The sequence below is a fragment of the Pseudoalteromonas sp. NZS100_1 genome (assembly GCF_015864285.1).
Classification (GTDB): domain Bacteria; phylum Pseudomonadota; class Gammaproteobacteria; order Enterobacterales; family Alteromonadaceae; genus Pseudoalteromonas; species Pseudoalteromonas arctica.
Genome location: NZ_JADYXN010000008.1, coordinates 80,292 through 105,656, shown reverse-complemented (window position 1 = coordinate 105,656; position 25,365 = coordinate 80,292). Strand labels below are relative to the sequence as shown.

The 25,365-nt window shown below is 39.6% G+C and carries 14 protein-coding genes; 2 read left to right on the top strand and 12 right to left on the bottom strand.

The window, feature by feature from the left end:
- The 5 genes from I6F66_RS07830 to I6F66_RS07810 form a co-directional block, all read right to left on the bottom strand.
- Positions 1-780, bottom strand: coding sequence for an SDR family NAD(P)-dependent oxidoreductase (locus I6F66_RS07830; protein WP_197175038.1), 780 nt, complete (start codon positions 778-780; stop codon positions 1-3).
- Positions 781-791: 11 nt separating this feature from the next.
- A complete protein-coding gene (locus I6F66_RS07825; protein ID WP_197175037.1) occupies positions 792-2,363 on the bottom strand; it encodes a sugar porter family MFS transporter in 1,572 nt (523 codons plus the stop codon).
- A 201-nt stretch (positions 2,364-2,564) separates the two neighbouring features.
- On the bottom strand, positions 2,565-3,440 hold the full coding sequence (locus I6F66_RS07820) for an SMP-30/gluconolactonase/LRE family protein (protein ID WP_165739252.1): 876 nt from the start codon (positions 3,438-3,440) through the stop codon (positions 2,565-2,567).
- A gap of 17 nt (positions 3,441-3,457) precedes the next feature.
- A complete protein-coding gene (locus I6F66_RS07815) occupies positions 3,458-4,621 on the bottom strand; it encodes a mandelate racemase/muconate lactonizing enzyme family protein (RefSeq protein WP_197209044.1) in 1,164 nt (387 codons plus the stop codon).
- A 19-nt stretch (positions 4,622-4,640) separates the two neighbouring features.
- Positions 4,641-6,062, bottom strand: a complete 1,422-nt coding sequence (locus tag I6F66_RS07810) for a sulfatase (protein WP_197209043.1) — start codon at positions 6,060-6,062, stop codon at positions 4,641-4,643.
- A 344-nt stretch (positions 6,063-6,406) separates the two neighbouring features.
- On the opposite strand from I6F66_RS07810, the gene I6F66_RS07805 reads away from it, so the two are divergent.
- Positions 6,407-8,542, top strand: coding sequence for a multiheme c-type cytochrome (locus I6F66_RS07805; RefSeq protein WP_197209042.1), 2,136 nt, complete (start codon positions 6,407-6,409; stop codon positions 8,540-8,542).
- Between the two features lie 344 nt (positions 8,543-8,886).
- Entirely contained in the window at positions 8,887-11,427 is a 2,541-nt protein-coding gene (locus I6F66_RS07800) for a TonB-dependent receptor (RefSeq protein WP_165739246.1), read from the top strand.
- 70 nt (positions 11,428-11,497) lie between these two features.
- On the opposite strand, the gene I6F66_RS07795 is transcribed toward I6F66_RS07800, so the two are convergent.
- From I6F66_RS07795 to I6F66_RS07765, 7 genes are all read right to left on the bottom strand, one after another.
- The gene (locus I6F66_RS07795; protein ID WP_165739244.1) at positions 11,498-13,426 is read right to left on the bottom strand and encodes a CRTAC1 family protein; all 1,929 of its coding nucleotides are present in this window, start codon (positions 13,424-13,426) and stop codon (positions 11,498-11,500) included.
- 12 nt (positions 13,427-13,438) lie between these two features.
- On the bottom strand, positions 13,439-14,482 hold the full coding sequence (locus I6F66_RS07790; protein WP_165739242.1) for a family 16 glycosylhydrolase: 1,044 nt from the start codon (positions 14,480-14,482) through the stop codon (positions 13,439-13,441).
- Between the two features lie 156 nt (positions 14,483-14,638).
- Positions 14,639-16,426, bottom strand: a complete 1,788-nt coding sequence (locus I6F66_RS07785) for an Ig-like domain-containing protein (RefSeq protein WP_165739240.1) — start codon at positions 16,424-16,426, stop codon at positions 14,639-14,641.
- Positions 16,427-16,488: 62 nt separating this feature from the next.
- Positions 16,489-20,199 carry a TonB-dependent receptor gene (locus I6F66_RS07780; RefSeq protein WP_197209041.1) on the bottom strand — a complete coding sequence of 1,237 codons (3,711 nt, stop codon included), beginning with the start codon at positions 20,197-20,199 and terminating at the stop codon, positions 16,489-16,491.
- Between the two features lie 580 nt (positions 20,200-20,779).
- The gene (locus tag I6F66_RS07775; RefSeq protein WP_197159475.1) at positions 20,780-21,910 is read right to left on the bottom strand and encodes an SMP-30/gluconolactonase/LRE family protein; all 1,131 of its coding nucleotides are present in this window, start codon (positions 21,908-21,910) and stop codon (positions 20,780-20,782) included.
- 107 nt (positions 21,911-22,017) lie between these two features.
- Entirely contained in the window at positions 22,018-23,889 is a 1,872-nt protein-coding gene (locus tag I6F66_RS07770; protein ID WP_197209040.1) for a CRTAC1 family protein, read from the bottom strand.
- Between the two features lie 25 nt (positions 23,890-23,914).
- Positions 23,915-25,357 carry a sulfatase-like hydrolase/transferase gene (locus tag I6F66_RS07765; protein WP_197118738.1) on the bottom strand — a complete coding sequence of 481 codons (1,443 nt, stop codon included), beginning with the start codon at positions 25,355-25,357 and terminating at the stop codon, positions 23,915-23,917.
- Positions 25,358-25,365 lie beyond the last annotated feature (8 nt).

The window sequence follows — 25,365 nt, the reverse complement described above, 5'->3', positions numbered from 1 at the left end:
TTAATCGTGATAAATTACAGAACGGCCACCATCAATGATTAAGCTTTGCCCTGTCATAAAACTCGAATCTGAACTGGCTAAAAACACGGCTGGGTAAGCAATTTCTTCTGTTGTTCCATTTCGTTTTAGAGGATGTACATCGCCCATTGCTTTGCGTGAAGCTTGCGGATCGTCTGTTTGCTCCCACGACTTAAACGCCATAGGTGTTTCTATCATGCCTGGGCACAGTGCGTTTACTCGTATGTTGTGCTTTGCGTATTCAACGGCCAAGTTTTTAGTTAACCCTATAACCGCATGCTTAGTTACCGCATACGGAAAATATCCCGGTACAATTTTATAAGAATGTACAGAACCTACATTTATAATACTACCTCGGCCTAACTCTTTCATATGCTCAAGTACGGCTACAGCACACTGCCACATACCTTCAACATTAACTGCAAAGCTATCACGCCACATTTGTGGAGTAACGTCATCTACGTTTCGCCCGGGGCTAATTAAAGCGGCGTTATTAACTAAAATACTGGGCTTGCCGAGCTCATTAACTACTTTTTCAACCATGTTTTTTATAGCCGCTTCGTCCCTAATATCGGTATGAGCAAAAATAGCATCAAACCCTTTGCTTTTTAGCTCTGCTACAACACTTTCACCCATTTCTTTATTTATATCAGCAACACACACTTTAGCGCCTTGCTCACAAAATACGCGTGCTACTGTTTTTCCAATTCCATCGGCTGCGCCAGTGACAATAGCAACTTCGTTTAATAATCGTGATGACATAGTTATATTCCTTATTTATTGAGCCCAGGGACCAAATCGCGTTCAATGGCCTCAATAGACTTGCCCTTAGTTTCGGGAAGTATGAATGCCATAACAATGCAGCCTACAATAGCGACGCCTCCGTAATATAAAAACGTATTTGCTGCGCCCATATTCTCTAATTGCCAAGGGAAAAACTGCTGAATACTCCAGCTAGAAATACTCTGTACTAAGGCGGCAAAGGGTAGCGCAACACTGCGTACTCGGCTTGAAAATATCTCCGAGAATATCACCCACATTATTGGCCCTATCGACATATTAAAGGCGGCTAAAAATGCAAATAAGCCAAATAAAACATACGCAGGGCTAATATTTATAGAAGCATTAATAATTGCACCGGTAACAACTGGTAGCTCTTTTTTACTGTAAATAGTGGCTAAATCTGCTTTTAGCGCAACATCCGTGCTGTATATTTTATTTTCGAAAACGTGCAGCTTTGTAATATCTACTTTTTGCTCTGCAACTTTGGTTATTGCTTCACTGTTGAGTGAGTACGTGGCATTTTCAAAACCATACCAAATTGATACATGCGCAACAGCAATAAGCAGCAAACCGGTAATTGTTAATGTTCTTCTGCCGAGTTTTTCAACAAAGAATATGGCGACCAATGTAAATAATACAGATACCGCACCAAGTACTATTGTTTGTAAAAAAGAGTTTTCGACGCTCATACCTATTTGCTCAAACACGGTAGGTGCATAAAACAATACGGCGTTCATGCCAGTTGCACCCTGCACTACTGCGTAACATACAGCAAGTAGCACAACAAAACGCATAGGCTTACTAAACAATACTTTAAGTTGCTCTAGTGCACTGTTTTTTGAATCTTCTTGAATGGTTGCTTTAATATCATTGAGTACTATTTCGGTATCGGCGTTATTTATTCCCATACCTTTGAATACAGCGCGTGCTTCTTCATCACGTTTTTTGCTCATTAACCAGCGCGGCGATTCAGGAATCGTCATTAATAACGAAAACCAAATAATATTAGGCACAATTTCAAAGCCAAGCATATAACGCCAAATATTGGCTTCATTTAACCATTCAATTGAGCCCATGTTTTTAACAAAAAAGTAATTAACAACAAACGCAAATAAACTACCTAACGTTATAAGCAACTGATTAACTGATACAAATTGGCCGCGTTTATTAGCGGGTGCAATTTCACCAATATACATGGCTGAGACGGTTATGGAGGCAAATGCGACCCCTCCTATAAAGCGTCCAACAACCAGCATGGGGTAACTTACCGCAAAAGCAGAAATAACCGTAGAGAGTGAATATGTTAAAGCAATGCCAATAAGTACCTTTTTACGACCAAATTTTTGGCATAAAGTACCTGTAAAAAATAATGCGATGATTACGCCAACAATGGCGCAACCCACTACATTACCTGTTTGTAAACTGGTTAGCTCAAACTGCGAACTAACATAGCGTAACGCCCCCGATATATTGGCCGCGTCTAGGCCAAATACAAATCCGCCAAATGCTGCAATGAGGGAGTACTTAATTGCTTTTGTTGATTGTGTGTGTGTGTCTTTCAATGTATTACCCTTAGTTTTATTTTTATACTTTTACTGTGTTGGTAATGAGTGCTCTACAACATATAAAAGAATAACATTGATAGAATTAGTAAAAACAATATAAACATATGATGTTTATATGTGCAATGTGTTTTTCCTCTCACATCTAATTAATGTAAGAGGAAAAAACACAAAATTAATATTTAAAGTGAATACGTAAAATTAAAAGCCGTCTATTTTAACACAAGGCTCAAACACGCCTTTTACCGCATTTTTAAATGCAAGCGTAGCGCCGTGAGGTATAGCATTAAATGGGGTATCTTCTAGGCCACATTGTGCTGACGTTACGTAAAGTGTTGTACCATCGTCGCCAAACGCTGGGCAGGTAGGGCGAGGTGTTTGAGTCGCTAAGCTTTGAATTACCTTAGCTTCGGGCGATATGCAATCTACACGTGCGCCATCCCAAAGTGCAATCCACATGTTGCCTTCGCTATCAATTACAGCGCCATCAGGTGATACAGCTGAGCTCGAATAGTCAAAAAACAACACACTTTCTCCTATTGGCGAACCCGTAAGTGAGTCGACGTCAAATCGGTAAATTTTTTGCGTTTTTGAATCTGCGTAATAAGCTCTAGCACGCGACTTATCAAAACAAATACCATTGGGTATGGTTAAATCACTAACAACTTGAGTAAGTACGCCGTTGTGAAAACGATATATTGCCCCTTCGTTTTCGTGAGCATCACCGTGCATTGTGCTTATCCAAAACCCACCCCACGGATCGGCACGCCCATCGTTACTGCGGTTGTCAGGTTTATCTGCTTCAACGCTGCACAAAAAAGTTTGCTTATGCGTGCTGGTATTATAGGTATTTAGGCCTTTATCACTTGCTAGTAATAGGGTTTCATTGTTTACCCAAGCCAGAGCGGTAACCATATTGTCTAAGCGTTGCTCAACTTTATGGTCGCCTTTTTTGCTGTGCAAAATATGGTTTGGAAAATCAACCCAATAAAGCGTTTGTGTGATCGGGTGCCACAAAGGCCCCTCGCCTACAAAATTTAGTGTGCTGTCAAAAACAGTCGCTGTAATTGTATTCATTTAATTCTCTAAACAAGTTACCAGTTAGTATGTGAACCATCACGCTTTGATAAATGCGGTGCTTCGGTTTCTACAGGGGTTGCCAATCTAAACGCGGCTTCATTCACTTCAACACCTAAACCAGGTACTTCAGGGATAGTAAACTTATTGCCTGTTAACACATGCTGCTTAGGAAAAAGAAGTGGATCATGGGCGCCAAACTCACTAAACGGGCCTTGGTGCGTTTCCATTAAGCCTAAATTTGGTAGCGCTGCTGCAAAGTGATTTGTGGCTGCTGTACACACAGGGCCAAGCGGGTTATGTGGCATAACATCGATATAATGTGCCTCAGCCCAACCAGCCACTTTCATTGCTTCTGTTAAGCCACCAATGTTACACACATCAACACGTAAATACTGAGTAAGCCCTTGTTCTATATAAGGCTTAGCTGCCCATTTAGAACTAAACTCTTCACCAATCGCAAAAGGAATATGCGTTAAAGTACGCAGCGTTTTATACGCATCAGGAGATTCATGACGAATCGGTTCTTCAATAAAATCAAGTGTATCGGGCTTTAAACGTTGGCAAAACGAAGCTGCCTCAGCCACGCTTAATCTGTGATGGTAATCAATACCAAGTGTAATATCAGGCCCGAGTACTTTACGCAGCTCATTTAAGCAGCGAGCTGTGCGCGTTATAGATTCTTGTGGTTCAAAAAACTGTAAATCGTCAAAACGACTCGGTATGACTCTTATTGTTGTCCAACCTAGCGCTATAAGTGCTTTTGCTTCTTTAACTAAATCGTCAAATTTATCAGGATCGGCCTCTGTATAACAACACGCAAAACACTCTATGTGCTCGCGTTGTTTGCCCCCTAACAACTGATAAACAGGCACTTGTAGTGACTTACCTAAAATATCATAAAGAGCAATATCAATCGCTGAAATAGCAGCCGTAATTACACGGCCCCCTTCAAAGTAATGGCTGCGGTATAGTTCTTGCCAAATACGGCCAATTTTACGTGGATCTTGTCCTTTCAAAAATCCAGCAAAGTGATGTATCGCGCCAATAACTGCTTGCTCTCGATTTGATAAGCCCGATTCGCCCCAGCCAACTATGCCACATTCGGTTACTACTTTTACTAATAGCTGATTACGTTTCCCTACGCAGCCTAAAAGCGCTTCAACAGATTCTATTTTCATTATTATTACCTATGCGTTATTAAGGTTGAGTTGCTGGTAAACGGTATTTATCCATGCGGTCTATATCGTATTTTTCGTATTTTCTTTTTAATAACCAGCGCGGACGCTCTAACGTTAATTCCCATTCAAACAATGATTTAAACATAGTTTTAACACGTTCAGGATTTTTTGCTGCTAAATCTGTTTGTTCACTAATGTCTGTGCTTAGGTCGTATAGCTCTGCAGGGCGGTCTGGGTAACGAATAAGTTTCCAATCGTTATCGCGTATTACAGCTCTGTTTTCTTTTTTCCAGTACATCACTTTATGTGGGCGTGCTGTGTTTTTACCTTGAATATAAGGGAGTAAATCAACGCCATCAATATCATTACCTAACGCCTTACCTTGTGCGGCACTGTAAAAAGTAGGCAGTAGATCTAGTGTGCTTACTGGGTAGTCGTAAGTCGAACCTGGTTCAATATGCTTTGGCCAGCTAATTAAAAATGGTACACGAATGCCCCCTTCTAACTGGTTTGATTTAGTCCCTGCAAGTGGTGCATTATTTGATGCGTTTTTATCAGATGGGCCACCGTTGTCGTTTGAAAAAACCACAATAGTATTTTCATCCAAGCCTAGCTCTTTAAGTTTATCAATTACATAACCACTGGCTCTGTCTAACCCTAGGGTCATTGCAGCAAGCTCTTTACGTTTGCCCGTTAAGTTTGGAAACTTAGCTAAATCTTTAGGATCTGATTCAAGCGGAGTGTGTACTGCGTTAAAAGCTAGGTAGATAAAAAAGGGTTCGTCTTTGTTTTGTTCAATGTATTTAGCGGCTTCTTTACCTAACTCATCGGTTAAGTACTCTTTTGGCTCTTCGTAATTGCCAAAGTCGCGTTCTAATTTTTTATCAAAAAAATGTTTGTTTCCGTTTTTCATTTCTTGTTCTGAATAGTTAAAGTAGCTTCTGTCGCCACCTCTAAACCCTAAAAAGGTATCAAAACCACGTTTTAAAGGATGAAACCTGTCGGCGTCCCCTAAATGCCACTTACCAAATACCGCTGTTTTATAACCCTGCTCTTTAAGATAATCGCCCATTGTTTTTTGATCTAATGGCAAGCCCATATCTGCACCTTTAAGTGCTGAGTTATCGCTCATAAAACCTGGTACGTTAATTTCTTCGTAACCAAAACGTTGCTGGTACTTACCCGTCATTAAACCTGCACGTGAAGGACCGCAAGTAGAATCACTTACGTAACCTTGAGTAAAACGGACACCGCTTTGGGCAAGTTTATCTAAATTAGGTGTTTTAAGCTGCGTACTACCTTGAAAGCCAAAATCACCAAAACCTGCGTCATCAGCAAAAATTAAAACAATATTAGGTTTTTCTGTTTGTGCTTTTGCCATTGCATTAGCACTAACGCAAAAGCCTAAACATACAGAAAGAAGAACAAGTAGCTTATTCATCACAGTTTCCTATTTAATATAATAGTTAAGCACATAGCTAAAAAATATTAATTACACCATAGCTAACATATTGGTTATATTAGACTATTACGGCTAGTTAATTTAATGGTTGAGTTGTAAATAATGCGTTTATAAATCACAATATCGCTACACTAAACAAAACATAACAATATTGCAAACATATGATGTATGATATTTTGAAATTAATTTTTCAATTTCTCACTATTACTTAAGCCTAATAACAGTGTCAGTTTAAAGGCAAAGCCTATTTACTGTGTACTTAGCTGCGGCCCGTTATTTAGTTTTAAGTATGCATTAGTGTGCTATTAAAGGTGGATTCTAAAATGATAAATATAAAAAACAGCCTTTTTGTTGTTCTTTTTTTATGCAGCTGTTTTTCAGCGGTTGCAAATGATGAGTGCCAGTCTTGCCATCAACAACAAACCTACGATTGGAAGCAGTCAGACCATGCAAGTTCAATGGCTTTAGCCAATAAAGATACCGTGCTTGGTGATTTTAGTAATATAACCGCGACCCACTTTTCTCAAAAAGCCGTGTTTTATAAAGAAAAAGAGGCCTTTTTAATTGATTTGACCGAGCAAGGTACAAAAAAAACGTACACCGTAAGTTATGTATTTGGCTTTGACCCACTGCAACAGTATTTAATTGAAGTTGAAAAAGGCAAATACCAAGTATTTCCCTTTGCATGGGATAGTCGCGCTAAATCACTAGGCGGTCAGCGTTGGTATGCCAACTACGCTAACGAAGATGTAAAACCCAGCGACCGTCTCCATTGGCTGCAACCTCTGCAAAACTGGAACGGCATGTGCGCCGATTGCCATTCTGATAATTTAAAGCGTAATTTCAATAGTGAAAAGGAGCGCTTTGATACGCACTTTTCAAACATAAATGTGGGCTGTAAATCGTGCCACAGCGATATAACGGATGAACATAAAACTAAAAAAATAATAAAGACAGCTCAAACAAGCCCTACCAATATGTCGCAGTGGAAAATAATCGGTGATGACACCATTGCTACCTGGCAAGGTGAGCCGCGCGATAACAGCTTTATGCAAGGCTGTTATGCGTGTCATTCGCTTCGAAGCCCATTAACCGATGGCTTTAATAACAGCCAAGCGTTTTTGGATCAATTTAGCCCTTCATTTTTAGAACCAAATTTGTATCACGCCGATGGCCAAATTAAAGAAGAAGTGTATGTGTTTGGCTCTTTTACACAAAGTAAAATGTACAAAGCCGGAGTTAACTGTGTTGACTGCCACGATAAACACACCATGAAAGTTAAAACAAAAACAAATGGGCTGTGCTTACAGTGCCACAGTGCCAGCGAATACAACAAACCCGAGCATCATCGCCATAAAGAACAATCAACCGGTGCACAATGTGTTAGCTGCCACATGCCAACCAACAGATACATGGGCGTTGATGACAGGCGCGACCACAGCTTTAAAATTCCGCGCCCTGACATATCAATAAAATACGATACACCCAATGCGTGTGTGCAATGCCACGACGGTCAAACAAACGAATGGGCAGCAAGCACGCTTGAAAAATGGCATGGTAAAGCACCGCCATTAAGTGCAAGCGACCACAGTATGCTTGAACTGCGCTCATTAAAAGCGATATCGCAAAATGCACATATGCGCTTAATTAATGACTTTTCGTTAAATGAAATAGACCGCGCCAGTGCAATTGCCTATTTAGGTAATTCGGGCGCTGAGCTAAACGATGCCACAGTAAAAAGTTGGGTTAACTCGCCGCTTCCGCTTATTCGCTTAGCGATTGCTAAAGTGGGCTTTTTACTCCCCGAAGCAGAGCGCTTAAAAAGCTATAAGCAACTATTAACCGACAAATTAAAGTCGGTGCGTGTTGCTGCTGCGCAAAACCTAAGCCAAACAACAGCGCAGTTAAACGGGCTTAATCAATCAATTATAGAGCTTGCACACGCTAATACTGTCAATACATGGCGCGGTGAAGGTAACATAAATCAAAGTATGCTCGCGCTTAATAAACAAGACATAAACGGTGCTATAAAGTCGTTACAAAAAGGCATTAGCGTTGACCCTTACTTTGATGCAAGTTATGTAAATTTAGCCGATATTTATTATCGCCTTGGTCAAACAGCAAAAATGCAAAGCACATTAAATAGTGGTTTAAAAGCAGTACCTACCTCTGCGCCGCTACATTATGCAAACGGTATGGCGCTTATTAGAAGCGGTAACAAACCCGCTTCGGTTAACTCGTTTAAACACGCAATGACACTTGAGAGTAATAACGTGCAATACGCTTATTTGTATTTTTTAGCGCTAGATAGCATTGGCTCAACAGCGCAGGCCATGGGTGAGTTAAAGCTCAAAATGGGTGCTTATAATAATGCGCAGCAGCTCAAAAACTTAGGGATGAGCTTTGCTCAAAAGCTTAAAAATGCTGAGAATTACCACTTTTTTGCTCGTTTAAAATAATTTTTGAAAATTGAATTATTTTTCATTCTAAATTTGTAATTTAGATTAGAGATTAAAATTCAACCACTTAACTTAATAATCTTGTGTTACTTAAACGGTAATACAAGGTTATAAGCTCAATATTACAAGCAACATTTAATAAACAAGTAATCAACACATTGCACTTGCAAACATCATATGTTTAAATTGTTAGAATGAATCATTCGTGATTATTTACACTTCTTGATTGCTTATAGCTTTATCGCAATTAAGAGTCGCTGTTTAATTAGCCTGATTCTAAATAACAGATACTGCCGTTGCATTATCTGCACACACAGTAATTATGAAGAAACGGAGTGGTTAAAATGCTTAAACACAGTAAATTGCATACAGCAATATTACTTGCATGTTGTTCTTTATCAGCTTTCACACACACTGCATATGCACAAGAAGAAACAACCGCAAAGCAAGCTAAAAGCAATTCAGACGATTTTGAAGTTATTTTAGTGAGCGCACAAAAACGCGATCAAGCATTAAAAGAAGTTCCCTCTTCAATCGAAGTGCTAAGCGGTGATTTAATTCAAGAAATTGGTATAGATAATGGGTTTGATCTAGTCACCTACTTACCTGGTTTTGGCATTGATGACAGCAGTGAAATACGAACTACAACATTAAAAACACGTGGTATAGGCACTTTTACAAATTCAATTGGCTTACAGTCTTCAAACCTAGTCGTTATAGATGGCGAAGTATTACCTCGCCAATCAATGCTTAACTTACCTATTTCAGATGTACAGCGTGTAGAAGCAATGCGCGGCCCACAAGGGACTTTATTTGGCCAAAACACATCAACAGGCCTATTGCATTATGTAACTAAAAAGCCGCAACTAGATGACCGAGTTTCAGGCACGGTTAGAGCACAAGTTACTGAGTTTGATGGCACTGATTTTAGCGGCACCGTAAATGTACCCCTTAACGAAAACTGGGCAGCTCGATTTAACGCGCAATACAGTGATATTGATGGTTGGATAAAAAACACCATGCCTGGTGAAGAAGATTACACCATAGGCGCAAAAACAACGAAAGCTGGTCGCGGCCAACTTTTGTACGATAACGGCCAAGAACTAAACGTACTATTTCGCTTAGAATATTCAGAGACAGACACAAATTGTTGTTCTCTTACTCGTTTAGGTGGAATAAACCCAGATTTTGGCCCTCGTCCAATCGTTAATGTAAAAGATGATGGCACTATTGAAGGCACAACCTATAACCGTGTAAATCCTGAGTCTACTTTTGAAGAAGCCGGCGGCCCAGTTACATCGCGTAATGCAGAAGGTAACTTTGGTAGAACAGAAAATTTTGGCTTTTCAATATCGGCTGATTACTACCTAAATGATGAAATTACACTTAGCTATAATGGTAGCTACAGAGATTTTGATTTATATAACAGTTCAGCATTTTTCACTATTAATTTTCCTGTAGAGCGAACCGCTTTTGGTGGTAACGAATCAGTAGATGTGCTTCAACAAGAGTTTCGTATTTCGTCATTTAATAATGAAAAATTTGATTGGGTATTAGGTCTTTTTTACCATGATACCGACGGTCAGCGCTCTGAAATACGTGACGGCTGTATTGCAGGTAACCGTGGCTTTATTGAAGGCGGCAAATTAACAGGGTGTTATTCAAAGCAATCTACCGATGCTTTTTTAGCTAACTATGCAACTACTGGCGATGACGACCGCTCATTACTAACGCCTTCTCGCTTACTAAATAGTGGTGATTTTACAACTGGTTTTGAAAACGTCGCTATTTTTGGACAACTTGAATACCAAATAACTGAGCAATTAGATGCTACTTTTGGTTTTAGATTATTACACGAAAAAAGTGATGCAACCTTTGCTCGTACAGATTTGGCAACACCTTCTACAGGTGTTGGAATGGAAACATTCAATGAAGTATTAGAACTTGCTCAAACAGATCCATCGCTTATTTTACGCCAAGACGCGCCAACTAAATTTGATAACTCAGACACCGCCTTTATATACAAAGCGGTTGTAGGGTATGACTTTACTGATGATATTCGCGGTTATGTAAATTATTCTACCGGCTATAAAGGGGCATCTTACTTTGTAACAACAAATACCGACCCTGCCGATGCAGACAACTTCCCTACCGATCCTGAAAACTCTTCAAACTTTGAAGTAGGTCTGCGTTCAGCGTATTTTAATAACGATTTACTGTTTAACTTTACGTACTTTGATATGAGAGTTGACGATTATCAAGTACGTGCCAGCCGTGTAATAGATGAAGAAAATAACATTATTTTTGCAGGCTATGTAAACGCAGCACAAGCACGTTCAACCGGTATTGAAGCCGATGTGGTGGTTAAAATATCAGATAAATTAAAGTGGTCATTTAACTACGCTTATTTTGATGCACGCTACGAGGACTTTGCTGATACACCTATCAATTGTCCTGCTGGTGATGGTGGTTTACTTGCTTCTCGTTGTACAACTGATTCAACAGGCAATCAGAGCTTTGATCAAACGGGTTTATCTTTCCCTAATAATGCTGAGCAACAATTTTTAAGTACTATTTCATATAATACACAAATTGCTGATACAGGCTGGAATGCTAATACACGTGCAGTTTGGCGTTATAATGGCAGCCACACGCAATCAATTAACGAACTTGCCTTTGGCGAATCAGCTAACCCATCGTCAAGCATTTGGGATGGTTATTTAAGCGTAAGCAAAGATAACCTAAAGTTTAGTGTATTCATTAAAAACTTATTTGATAAGTCGTACACTACCCGCCAACGTATAAACTCTGAAGGGTTTGGGGAAGCATTCTACCCTCGAGATTGGAGTCGTTATGTGGGTGCAAGCGTTCAATATAGCTTTTAATAGATAACGAAAACTAAATACAAAAAAATAGCGCTTAATAAGCGCTATTTTTATATCTGCATTTAATTACTTACAGCGGCTCTTTTCTTCCAACTAACTCCCCGTTAGCGTCATTTATAACTGCATTGTTAATATCTACATGCTCATTATTACTCCAACGAACCGATACATTATTTATCTGTGTACACGTACCTAAACCAACGTGTAACTTGTTATTTTCGCTTTGTGAAAAGCCAGCACCTGTCGCGCCTACAACTTGTTTATAAGTTTGCCCACACGCTTTTATAGTCGCAGTAGCTCCCAATGCCGACACACCAGCGTTAGGTGAGTAACCAATATTAGTGACTAAAAAATTATGCTGCGTATCTAAAGCTGTGTTATTAGTAAATAAATGCCAACGGCCGCGCTCGTTTGAGTAAATTAAGTCAAGGTCGCCGTCATTATCATAATCAAAGGCCTGTGCGCTGCCCCCTGTTGCTCCAAGCTCAGTTGAAATAACACCATGATTTTGTAAAGCCTTAAAGCCTTTACCTTGCTGATTTAAATACAGTAGCTGCTCGTTGGCTTTTGCTGGATTGCCATAACGTAATACAAATAAGTCACTCCAACCATCGTTGTTAAAATCTCCGGCTACAGCACTGGTTGTGGGTTCGCTAAGATTAATATTTAGCTTGGCTGTTGCATCAACAAATTTTCCTTGCTGGTTTTCTAATAATACCGCTGGTAATGGCTCAAGCCCTTTTACTTTGGGTGAATTAGTCACTCTTTTAATAACACCGGCTGTAGGTGATTTAGTATCCCCCGCTACGCGCCAAGTATCGTTACCTAAGTAACCTATATATAAACCTTTTTTATGTAGCTTTTTAGGCCAGCCAGCAGCTTGCTCTTTTGTTACCTTTACCGTACGTTCACTGCCGCCGTGCCCTTGTAATGCTAAAGGCGCACTATTTTTACCAATAAACACATTAAAATGGGGGTAAGCCATTTGCAGGTTTTCTATTTCAAAGTCACCTTCGATTTTAAAATCTTCAAATTTAAATGCTTCGTTACGAGTGAAAAAAGCAAAGTTTTGAGATTGAGCATCGTAAAAGGTGTGTTGCTCAAATTGGTGTTTAGCGCGAGTTAAAAATAAATCAAAGTCACCGTCATTATCAAAATCGATTTCGGTCATGCTGCTTACATGGCTAATATTGCGATTATTTCCTAGTACAGCCTTACTTTTATTTTTATAACCTAAATCAGATTTACTCTGCGCTGCAACAATGTCATCTCCACCGTAAAAAAATAAATCACTGTGCCCGTCATTATCAAAATCACTAACTAAGGCTTTATATCCAAGCCATTTTGCAGTAGGTAAGTAATCGACAAACTTAAACTGATTATGCCCTTCGTTTTTATATATATGGTTGGCTCCCTTTTTTTGCTTTTTAAGCGGAAAAGCAGAGAGCATTAAATCTAAAGTGCCACTGTTATTGCCATCAATTAATTTAACCGCACGTCCGCGTGTACGTTCAAAATTATTAAACGTTTCTCCGCCTTCAACAGTCCGGTCATGATTTATTTGAAACGATACAGGTAAACGCGGTTTTAGGCCTCCACCACCGCCTTGGGCTATTATTAAATCCATACGACCATCTAAGTCGTAATCAGCAACAGCCACGCCGTGTGTGTCGCCTTTAATAATTATCTGTGGTGCTGAAAAGGTATTGTTTTTGTTATTCCAAAAAATTTTTACTGCGTGGGTATGCTCAGTAATTAATACATCTTGATAGCCGTCTTTATCAAAGTCTGCAATCAGCGCGCTATCCCATTTACGACGCGATAGCGGCTCAAAAGGTATAATATTGTGCGATTCGCTAAACATTAATTTATTACTGCTGTTGTCGCTTAGCGTTTCATTGCTTGCCCTTTGAGTGGTGTTACATCCATAAAGCAGAATACTTGTAGCGATCAGTGATAAACAAAATAACGTGTTTGCTGGCTTACTATTTTTTTTCATTTAACCCACTCCTTACTTAACTGACTGTAATGGTTTTTGCTGCCACACACGGATGTATTCAATTTCAAAGTCGACTACACCATCATCTTTTTTGCCCTCAGGGCTATTACGTTCAAGCTCTTCTTTACTTTTTGGTACGCCATGCCAAGGAAAAGTCTCCTGATCAAGCCATAAAAACAGTGGTTTAGTGGCTACATAGCCTGTATCAACCCCGCGATGCTCTTTTGCCCAGGCATCAGCTTGTGCTGCAGATACTTCGCTAAATAATTTACCGTCAACATAATATTTAATTCCTTGGGCGCTCCAGTCAATTCCATAAACATGAAAGTCATCTGCTACTCTAAAGCCTAAATCTTTGCGCTCTGTATAAGTTGGCTTGCCTTTTACTTTTTTATTCCAATCGCGGATTGACCACCATAATTCACTGTCTATGTGATCTTTTTTAGGATCAAGTGAGTCGCCATATAATTCAAAAAAATCAACTTCTAACTTTTCGCCCATCGACCAAAATGCACTGCTCACTTGCGCATCAGCGGCTTTGCTTTTAATTTCTATGTATCCGTACTGAAAAGACTTTCTGCCGATAAAGCATGCCGTTGTGAGGTTTTCGTATTTAAGTGCATCGCCAAACACAGGCTTATGTATTTTTTGTTCAAAAGGAAAGTCAGGCTCCCAACGTGTCTCAAGTTTTAGTTTGCCATTTTCTAGGCGATAGTTATTACCCGAAAATTGCGAAGGTGCGCGGCCTTTCCATACTTTTTTATTTGGATTATCTGGATGCTTATAAACAGGTTTACCGTTTTCAAGTTTACCCACAATGTACCAACGTTCTTCATTGATAGTGCTGGTTTCAAATTCGTCACTTACTTGAGTGTTAAGTACCCATTTACCGGTGTTTTGCGGATCTGTTAAAGGCAATAAGTTATTTTTAGTTTGGGGAAGCTTTTGCGTGTTAGTCGTCGCATCGCTGCTACAACCGCCAATGGTTATTACCGACAATAATGCTGCTGTGAGCGTCAATTTATGTGTTTTTATATTTTTTTGCGTGTTGTTCATGATGTCTCATTATTTTGTATGTAAGTTTGTGTGAAAGTTAAAAATTAATACGTAAATAAATAGATTTTTAGTGGCTTATAAGCAAACAAAACGACTTTAAACCTATTTAGTTTAAAGCCGCTTTAATTAATATTATGTTATGCGTCTAGTACTCGCTTAAATATCGGTACGCGTAACGGCGTAATCGTCAATCAAGATTGAATCACCCGTTGGCAGTCCGTACACTTCCCAAAGGGTAAACACATCAGTTACTGAGCTCCATGTTGCTGGAATAGCCCAGTCGCGTTTATTAGTTGAATCCTCTACAAACTCGATGTATTGCCACTGCGTAGTAGCTGCGAGTGCTGCGCTAAATAAGCCCGCTTCTGAGTAACGACCTGTAAATCCATTTGCATCCTCAGGTATGCCGTCATAAACCCACGGTACAACAACATGGCGCAACGTAACGGGTTCAACAGGCACTTGATTTAACTTAACCCACACGGCATAACGGTATGTTTTATCAACAGACTCGGCACCACGTCCATAGTTGGCGCTATACCAGTTACGTTGTTTATTCCAAACTTGCTGAGTTGCAAAAGAGTACGGTGTATTCGCTTCACCTTGAGTTGCAGTACCCGCTGTAATTTCAAGCGAACGACCATTACCCGACACAGAGGTTGCCGATACGCTATAAGTGGCATTGCCTTTATAAGGTGCGCCTTCACCATTGAGGTTAAAGTCGGTGTTAAAGCCTGCTTCGTGTTCAGACACACCCGGCTCACACATTTGGTTATTAACGGTATTGACCGTAATACTTTTTTGCGAAATAAGTGATAAAGGTGTACTTGCTGTATCGCCATCAATAAGTTCAACCGTTACCGTATTTGAGCTATCTATTGTTGTAGGTGCTTTAACGGCAAGTACTTCTCCAAAGCCGCTTTTTGCGGTTAAGCTTTTCGTAAATGAAACTTCATCGTTAAGTGTCCAATCAAAAGTATATTCGCCGCTTAACTCTGCGTTTAGTAAAGCCGGCTGTACTTCTACACCACTGGCCACACAGATTGGAACGTCCTTGTTACCTGAAGAAGCGCCTAGCTCATTTTTATCGTCGTTTGTTATTGCAAGACTAAAAGCACCTGTCACTGTAAGTGTGGCGCTTGCTGAAGCATCGGGGTTATCAACACTTGTGGCTGTAATAGTTGTTTCACCGGTATTTTTAGCGCTAATAAGGCCATTTTCATCAATGGTTGCAATATCTTCATCTGCAATTGAATAAATAAGTGCGGGGTTACACGCGTAACTTGGTATCGCTGATGCGAATACACTTGCTTGACCACCAGCAGGAATTTCAATCGGCGAGACGCTGACCTCAGTTACAACATCATCAATCGCATTGACAGTTAATTGTAATGTACGTGTAGGCAGTGCGCCGCTCGGTTCAACAGCTGCACCATTATTGATAGAATATGTAATGTTATAAATAACTTGGTTCGGAAAATCTAAGTTACCATCAGAAATAGGATTACCACCGCCATCTAAAGCGCCTCTTATATCGGTTTGGTCGCATTGTCTTAATGCCGCCGAAAACGCATCGGTATTTATAACTAATTTAGTGCTATCACTTGATTGTGTAAAAGGTGAAATTCGGTGTGATGCAATGGTATTAGCACTTGTTTGTGGGGTAGTGAAATTATTATTAACCACAAACTCTAACTCACTTACGTTTATGGTTGCACCTGACTCAGAGGCTGGTTTACCGTCGATTGTTACGCCTTGCAGTAAATCAATTTCTTGAACTCCGGACTCTTCATTTAATGTGCTCGTGATTACTGCGGTATCGATTACAAGTGCTAAATCAGATTTAAACTGCGGATCGTAACCTTCATCCGTTCCACCGCACCCTGTTAATACTGAAAATATAACACTGCTAATTGCTGTTTTTATTAGTAAGTTATGTTTCATCTTACTCTCCAAGATTTGTAAGGCAGCGCGCCTAACGTGGCCCGCTGCTAATAGTTTCTCAATTAAAAGGTACCGCGAAGACCAACACGGAACTGACGACCTGTTTTCCAAACTGATGCTGTACGCGAAGTAGTCACACTGCTATCTTCAATTGCATTACCTTCATCAAGCACAACCTCTTGCGAGTTAGCTTCAAACGCATTACGACTAAATGAACTGGTGTAATAAATTCGGTTAGTTTCATCAGTTAAGTTAAGTGCCTGAAAAGTTAAGCTAAAGTTTTTATTAATTTTATAACTTGAGCTAAAGTCCAAACGATGGGTTGCCTCTTGCCATGTAGCGCCGCCAACTAAACCTCGGTTAACTAATTGATCCCCTGTGTAGCGACTCGCTAAACGTAATTGAATCCCTTTTTGTTCCCAATACAGTGTTGTATTTAGGGAATGCTTTGGAGTGAAAGGTTGTGGTAGTGGTTTTAAAAATATATCGGTATTACCTACCTGCTGACGATCAGATTCTGAATCTTGGTAGGTATAGTTCATGTTTAAACCTAAGCCACCCCAATAACTTGGTAAAAAGTCATAGTTTTGGTTGTAACCTAGTTCAACACCTTTAATATCGGCGCCTTTACCATTAGTTACTGTGGTTACGTTTACAACGTCACATTCAATGCGCCATTGGTCAAAAAATCCCGCAACTTGCCTAAGTGGCATACAATCTTCTTCGCTACCTGGTGCTCTATTCTCATCGTAATCAAGTAATAAATCGGCTGTTTGTAAATCGTATTCAGTCCTAACGTCTTTGTAGTGATACGGAACAACCACCGTTTCTTCAAAGTCTTTCATATCTTTGTAAAAAAACGCTGCCGACAGCAAGCCTGAATCGCTAAAGTACCACTCATAAGACAAATCGAGATTGGTTGATTTAAGCGGTTTTAAATTTGCATTACCTGCTGAGCCATTAGCAGAGTCCCATTGTTGCTCAAAAATTTGTGTACGTGGGTTTAATGAATCAAAACGAGGACGCGTCATTGTTCTACTAACAGCAAAACGTGCAATCATTTCTTCGTTAACTGCATAATTTAAGTTTAAGCTAGGTAAATAAGCGTCATGTCCGCCTTTTTTAGTAACCCATGCAACGCGGTCTTGTACTTCACGTCCGCTACCTTGTGGCCCTGTAAATGAGGTTGTTCTGTCTAAAAATGGCCAAATTTGTCCGTTACTTGCAAAGTGTGCCCATGCATTAGCTGACGTTGGAACTAAATTTCCGTTGCTGTCGTAAATTAAAGAAGGTAATGCATTGTTAGCTATAATGTTGCCATTTTCATCTACAAACACTTGCTGATTTACACCCAGCCCAGTGTTGCCATCAGCACCGGGAATTACAAACTGACCCGTTTGCGGATCAACAGGGAAAGTAGCTGGGTTTGAGCGGTTATACGCATGAGTGATTTGCCATGCCCAACAGTTTTGTAGCTCAGCATCGTTTGTAGGTGTGTAACGATGATCAGCCTGACCCGTGTCAGAGACCCCCATAACAGCTGCCGGGCAGGCATCTAAATTTGTATTTGCTAAACCACGTTCAACTAACAAATTGTACGCATCAACCATTTGCGGATTACGAATAAAGTTAATACCGCCTACGCCTGTTGCTGTTGTGTCATCTTTTACATACCTAAGGCCTAAGTTACCTGTTAGCTTGCCATCCATCAGCTCAAAGTTTGCTTTAAAATAAGCGGCTTTTGTTTCGGTTTCAATATTACGACTGCCTGTAATGGTTTCGCGTATACCTACTTCGCCTGCATCTTTACCTGAAACAATTTCAAGCGCTTTTTCGGCATCTAGTAACGGCCAGCCATTAAAAAACGGTGCAGAGCGGTCTGATTGAATATCTTCACCAAAATTATCGTAAGGATAGGCGCTATCAGCCACTATATCGGCTAAGCGAATTGTACCAAGCCCACGTACTTCAAACGCTTGATCAGGGTCTTCTAAATCTATTAAGTCACTGCCATTTGTGGTTGCTCTATTTTGAATAGAGACATCTTTTTTACGATTTGACCACTTAACTCCAAATTCAAGCGATCTAAGAAAGTCGCCATCAAGCGCATAGTCAAAATCAACAAAAAGCGACTTGTTTGTATCCGCTAATTTATTTTTACGAAGCACTAAACTACCTAAGTGATTGTGCTGCAAGTCATACGGATTAAAACGGCTGTATACCGCATTAGACGTACCATCAAAGGCGTCAAACTCCCCTGGAGTAACACCTGTTGAGTAACTACATTCTCCATTGCCGCCACAGTCGTAGCCAACCATTTCGTGGCTGCCATCGGGCATTGATTCAACTATTTGACGACCTGCCGTGCCCCATGTAGCTGTACTAATAGAGATGTAACGGTCTTTCTCATCATCATTTGGTGTTTCATCTGTCGTTTTAGAAAAACCAGCTCTTACATTCATATTTAATGAATCGGTTACCTGATAATCAATATCGAGTGACGCTACATTAGTATCAATTTCTCTAAGTCCGTAGGAGCGAACAAAGTTACCACCTGTAGAGCGGCTACTTGATTGCTGCAAGGTATTGGTCGATAAATCAACCCCGTTTAGTGCTGTATTATCGTCACCGGCATAAATTAAAGGTGTTACAGGCCCCATGTTCAAACGCAGTCGTTGACTGTCGGTTAACACATCTTGCTCTGTATGAGTTACATCTAGCTGAATATCGAGTGACTCTGTTGGTTGGTATTGAAAACCTGTAGACACTGACAAGCGATCTCGTTGGTCATTATTCAATGTAAAATCAATAACCTCACGCGCTAAAACAAATAAATCACCTTCATGTAATATTTGCGTTTCAGGGTCGTAATTATTAAGTGAACTCAGTGGATTTAATAATGCTTCTCCATTTTCACCAAAAAGCTTATTTCCATCAGCATCACGTTGATTGCCAAGTACCCTGATTGCTTTGCCTGTAACGGTGTCATGTGCTGTACGACCAGTTGCATCATCTAAATCAACAATAGGAATTGCGCCGTTAGCCCAATCGGTATTGATACGATCTTGTCGTGTTTTTTGGGTATCTTTAGAGGCCGTTATAATAAAGCCAAAGGTGTCGTCGAAGTATTTATCAGAAAAGCTAAAATTAATGCGTGAGTCACTTTCATCAGAAAACTCGTTGTAGCGCCCTTCAACCGTAAAAGAGCGACGTGGTTTATTTAAATTTAACGGTTTTACAGTTCTAAGCACAACACTTGCGCCGAGTGAGCCTTCATCGTTATCAGCAGAAGATGTTTTAATTACATCGATAGATGACAATATATCTGACGAAAAAGAGCTTAAATCAACACTGTTATCGTTAGTAGCACCCGCACTAGAGCCATCGGTACTTAGTCCGCCGGTAAGTGCTACACCATTCATTGATATTTGATTTAAAGAAGGTCCGGCACCACGAATTGATATACGTGTTCCTTCACCGCCCTCTTCTTGAATACTCACCCCGGTTACTCTAGATAGTGCATCAGCGATGTTTTGATCTGTTGATTTACCTACATCTTCAGCATGAATTGAGTCACTTACGTTGTCGGAAAAGCGCTTTGCGTTTACCGCTTTTCGTAAGCTACTTTTGATTCCTTGGACTTCAATTATTTCGATATCTTTTTGTAGTTTTATTTTCTCTTTTTCTTCATCTTCTTGTGCAAAAGCAGATGATGAAATAAGCGAAGCAATAATAGCTGCAGAGACTGCTGATAACCTAAAGTTATGCTGCATTGTGTGCTCTCCTGTTTATCGGCATCGTTTTTCTCAATGCCAGTGTGTGATGATGTCGTCTGTTTTTATTGTTAGTTAAGCGCCACAGATAAAATGAATGAACGTCCTGGTATCCTAATTTCGTTTCAGAGCGTTGCTTAACTTGCGATCAAGTTAAACATATGATGTTTATATTTACAAGTCGTTTACTTTGATTTTTACATTTTTGTTTATTTTTTAAACGAAGTAATTTAAATCGCTGTTTTTAAACAATTTAAATTCATTAATATTTAAGTGAAAGTGATGTAGATATTTTTATTTTTTATACAAAACAAAAAAAGAGACTCAAAATCCCCATTAATAAATAAAATATGTTGTTGAAAATGATCAAAATTGAGTTGTTCAGAAAGAAATTTACGAGGGTTTATAATATTAACTTATGCTCATTAGAATATTTACAGCGATCAAAAGCTGCCAATCAGCAGTTTTGAAAGCGGTAAACCAAATGTATTGCCCATAAATCTAAAGCTCAAACATACACGGCAATACACACGATTTTAATTTAAGAACCTAATTTAAGCGCTTAACTTAAATTAAAACCTTACTTATTATGTAACTTAATTTCACTTACCGTATAAGGTTTGCCATGCCCAGTATTGGTAATGCCTGGGCCTGTAAGCAAGTCAAAATTCGACATAAGCAAAGAGCCTTTATAATAAATAATATCGGCGGGTTGGTCTAATTCACCATTTTCTGAATTGTTATCGGGGTACGATGCAATAACGGTTACATTTTGGTTTGTATCAATTTTTATAACTTGATTATTTAAAAAACCTGCGGCGTATAAATTACCTTGAGGGTCTATAGTTAAGCCATCAGGTCCACTTCCTTTTGTAAGTGTTGCATAGGTACTTTGGCTAAGCAGGTTGTTGTTTGTATCAAACGTTAATTTATAAATTAAGTCGTCACCTAGGTTGGTTACAAACAAGTTGCCCTGTGAATCAAACACTAAGCCATCAAGTCCAAATTTACGTTGCTTATTAGCTGTTTTAGCCAAAAACAATAAATGCGGATCATCTGTACTGTTAGTCACTAATATATTGGTATCTGTGGCCTTAAAACGATATATCCCGCTGAGAGTCTCGGCCTTATTTTTACTTGGCACACGCAGTTGAGTTACGTAAATATAGCCATTTTGATAGCGCACACCGTTTGGCGAACTCATGCCTTTTGCTACTATTTGAGTATTGATGACTTTGTTATTTTTTAAGGTGAGTTTAAGTAATCGAGCTTTGCCAGCACCTTGGTTATCGGCTATAAATAACGCACCATCGGGGGCATAGGCAAGCCCCATAGGACGGCCCTTCCCTTTATTGTTTGGCCCCGATAACTGGGCTATTTTAGTAAACGTTTTATCATTATTAATATTAACCAGCACACCCGCTTGTAGCCCTTTATTGGCATAGTTAACACACGATAAAGTAAGCTCTCCTGAAGGAGAGACAGCAAAAGCGTCTGGGGTTGGGCAATAATCAGGGAGTGATGCAAATAAACTCGCACTCTCAAGCAGTGTATTAGACGTTTTAACAGACGCTAAAGATGCACTTTCGCCCCCTTTATTTATATTTTTATTATTGCTTTGAGCCGTGTGGGTACTGCAACCAAACACAGTAAATAAGCACACTAAACCCGCTAATTTATTTTTAAGATGAGTGATGTTATTTTTATTCATTATTGCTCTCTTTTACTCTTAATTTTTTGCGAAAAAAAAGCAAGGCTTGTTACCAAACCTTGCTTTTTACCTCTCATAGTTAACTTTGTCGTAATCAAACGTTGTAATTAAAAATTGATTACTTGATCTGTCCCAACCTTAGATTTATTGATTACTTCGCCATTGCTGTAACGCACACTTACGTTATCTATTTCGTTGCACTGGCCTAAACCAAAATGAACCACGTTATCAAATGATTGTGTATAAGGTGCGGCATCAGGCGACACGCGCCTTGTAAGGGTTTTACCACAGCCTTTAAGTGTCGCTATAGCGCCAATGGGGCTTGCATTATGCTTAAGTGAATTACTTATACGCAGTAATGCATAGTGATTACTGTTATTGGCTTGATTACTAAATAAGTGCCACTGACCTCTGTCGTTATTCATAATAATATCGACCTGGCCGTCTAAGTTGTAATCAAATACATTTGCGCCTGAGCCAATGGTACCTAAGGTGTTTGTTATTAATCCCGAATGAGTCGCTTGGCTAAATGTGTTATCGCCATTATTTAAATACAGTATTTGCGATGTAGGCGTTACCAAGTTGCCTTGTTTAACAACAAACAAATCTTGGTAGCCGTTGTTGTTAAAATCTCCCACACTTACGCCGGTCGTATTTAAATTTGTTTTAATGCCAGCTTTAGCACTCACATCTACAAATTTTCCACTTTCATTTTTAAGTAACAAATCTGATGGAGCTATTGGTTTTTTATTTACCGTATAATGTTTAACACCGGTTACAACACCCGTTGTAGGTGAAAAAGTATTACCCGCCATACGCCATTTATCATTGCCTATATAACCAACATATAAGCCTTTATTAGGTTGGGTATCGGCCCAGCCTAGGCCATTACTGCTAACAATATTGACGTTTTGACCACTGTGCCTTTCACCTTCAAATTTATATTTATAAGTGCCTTCGCCTACAAATACATCTTGGTTTGGATAAGGTGACTGGTAGTTAACTAAATTAAGCGTATCGCCAATAAGTAAGTCATCATATTTAAATGGTCCACGCTTGGTGTAAAAACCAAATGTGTGGCTTTTAGCATCAAAAAACGTATCGCCTGCTTGTAATGGGTTAGCACGACTTATATATAAATCAAAGTCACCATCATTATCAAAATCGATTTCGCTAACACCCGTCGCATCCATTATTTTATTAGGTAAAACATTGGCGGTTACGTCACTAAAGGTAAAGTCGCCATTGCCTTTTAAAACACGTAAAGCACCGTCGCCGTAAATCACTAAATCGTCAATTTTATCGTTATTAAAATCTGTAATAAGGACTTTTTGACCATCTCGATTAGTTTTTGGTAAATCACTTGCGTGAGTTATATTGCCGCTACCATCGTTTTTATAAATAAAATTACTGGTTTGTTTACCGCTATTAGCCTGCGGGAATCCCATTAGTAATAAATCTAAATGACCGTTGTTATTGGCATCAAAAAACTTACTAGTGCGCCCACGCAACGTTGGCAGTTTGGGTAAAAACTCACCGCCTTCAACAATTTCTCTTTTGTTAAAGTGAAATAACTTAGCATTACGCGCGTTATCGCCAGAGCCACCACCACGCGAAAGCAAAATATCCATTTTGCCATCTTTGTCGTAATCGCCTACGCCAATACCGTGCATATCACCCACAATCAGGTCGCGCCCTTTGTCGTAAACACCTTTATTGTTCCAATACAAACGAATGGTATAACCATGATCGGTAAGTAATAAATCTGGGTAACCATCTTGGTCTAAATCGCTTATTAATGCGTTATCCCATTTACGGCGATTTTTGTTTTCTAATTTAATTGCTTGGTGCTGCTCAGTAAATAATGTTTTGCCCGGTGTTAGCTGAGCACCCGCTAGAGCACTCGCTTGTTGACAACCTAGTAAGCTTGCGCCCATGCATAACAAAGAAACATGCCATACAATAGTTTTTACTTTCATAAAGCCTCCATGAATTTGATAAAACTTACTTAGTTGTTTTAAACGTTTTATCGAATCGTGGCATGGCATCTAATCGCCAGTTCGCACCTTCAGCCGTTTCGTGAAACCATTTTGGTTGTTGATTATCCCAGCTCCATTTTTCCATTTCGCGAACCATGTCGGTTAACAGTGCTTTGTTAGATTTACTTACATCGTGTTTTTCAGAAATATCGTTTTCGATATTAAATAACTGCCATGGTTGCTGGTTAACTTTTAATGCTTTCCATTGGTTCATACGAATTGCAGCATCGCTATAACCTTTACGATGGCGAAGTGCATAAATAGGCTCATCTTTATGTGGGTTTTCATTTTTAATAAATGCAGGCCACATATTTGTACCATCTAAATGTTGGTTTTCTTCAACTTTAGCGCCCGCTAAAGCTGCAAATGTTGGGTATAAGTCAAGTGCCGATACAGGATGCGAAAAACGCTTGCCCGCAGGTACATGTTTAGGCCAATGAAACAACATAGGAACTCTAAAACCGCCTTCTTGTGTACTGCCCTTACCTGCTTTAAGTGGGAAGTTATTAGCGCCTTTACTTAATTTGCCACCGTTATCACTCATAAATACGATAAGCGTATTATCATACTGATTATTTTTTTTCAGGGTTTCTACTAGTTTGCCCACGCCGCGGTCAACTGCGTAAACCATACCTGCGTATGTTTTACGGTCTTTATTTTTTATATCAGGAAACATCGCCATATCTTCGTCTTTAGCTTGCAATGGCACATGCGGTGCGTTGTAAGCTAAATATAAAAAGAATGGATTTTTTTTATCCGCTGCTTTGTCTACAAAATTAACGGCTTCGCGCGAAAGTGCATCAGTAATGTACTGCGTTTCTTTTACTTCTTTGCCGTTGTGCTCTAGCGGAGTTATGTACTCAAAAATATTTTTTAAGCCTTGTGCCTTTTGCTTTTTATACTGAAGTTGATATTGGTCAGGAAAATAATTGTGCCCACCGCCTAAAAATCCATAGTATTCATCAAAACCACGTTTATTTGGATGATACTGCGGCGCATCACCTAAGTGCCACTTACCGAGAGCGCCAGTAAAGTAGTTATTTTCGTTTAATAGTTTACTAATAAACTTAGCGTCAGTAGGCACGCCTACGTTTGAGCCGCGTGTCGGTAAATTAAATTGTGAGCCAATCTTATGTGGATATCGACCGGTCATTAATGCCGCTCGGCTTGGGCCACAAAACGGGTGCGCTACGTAAGCGTCTGAAAAGGAAGTACCCGATTTAGCAAGATCATCAATATTTGGGGTAATAATATCCTTAGAGCCATTAAAACCAACATCTGCATAACCTAGGTCATCTGCAACAATAAGAATAATATTGGGTTTTTGTTCACTTGCGTGTATGCCCGCAGAGCCAATTAATAAGGCAAGCGATGATAAAGCGCTCAATAATTTTGTGTGTGTTTTCATAGTGCCAA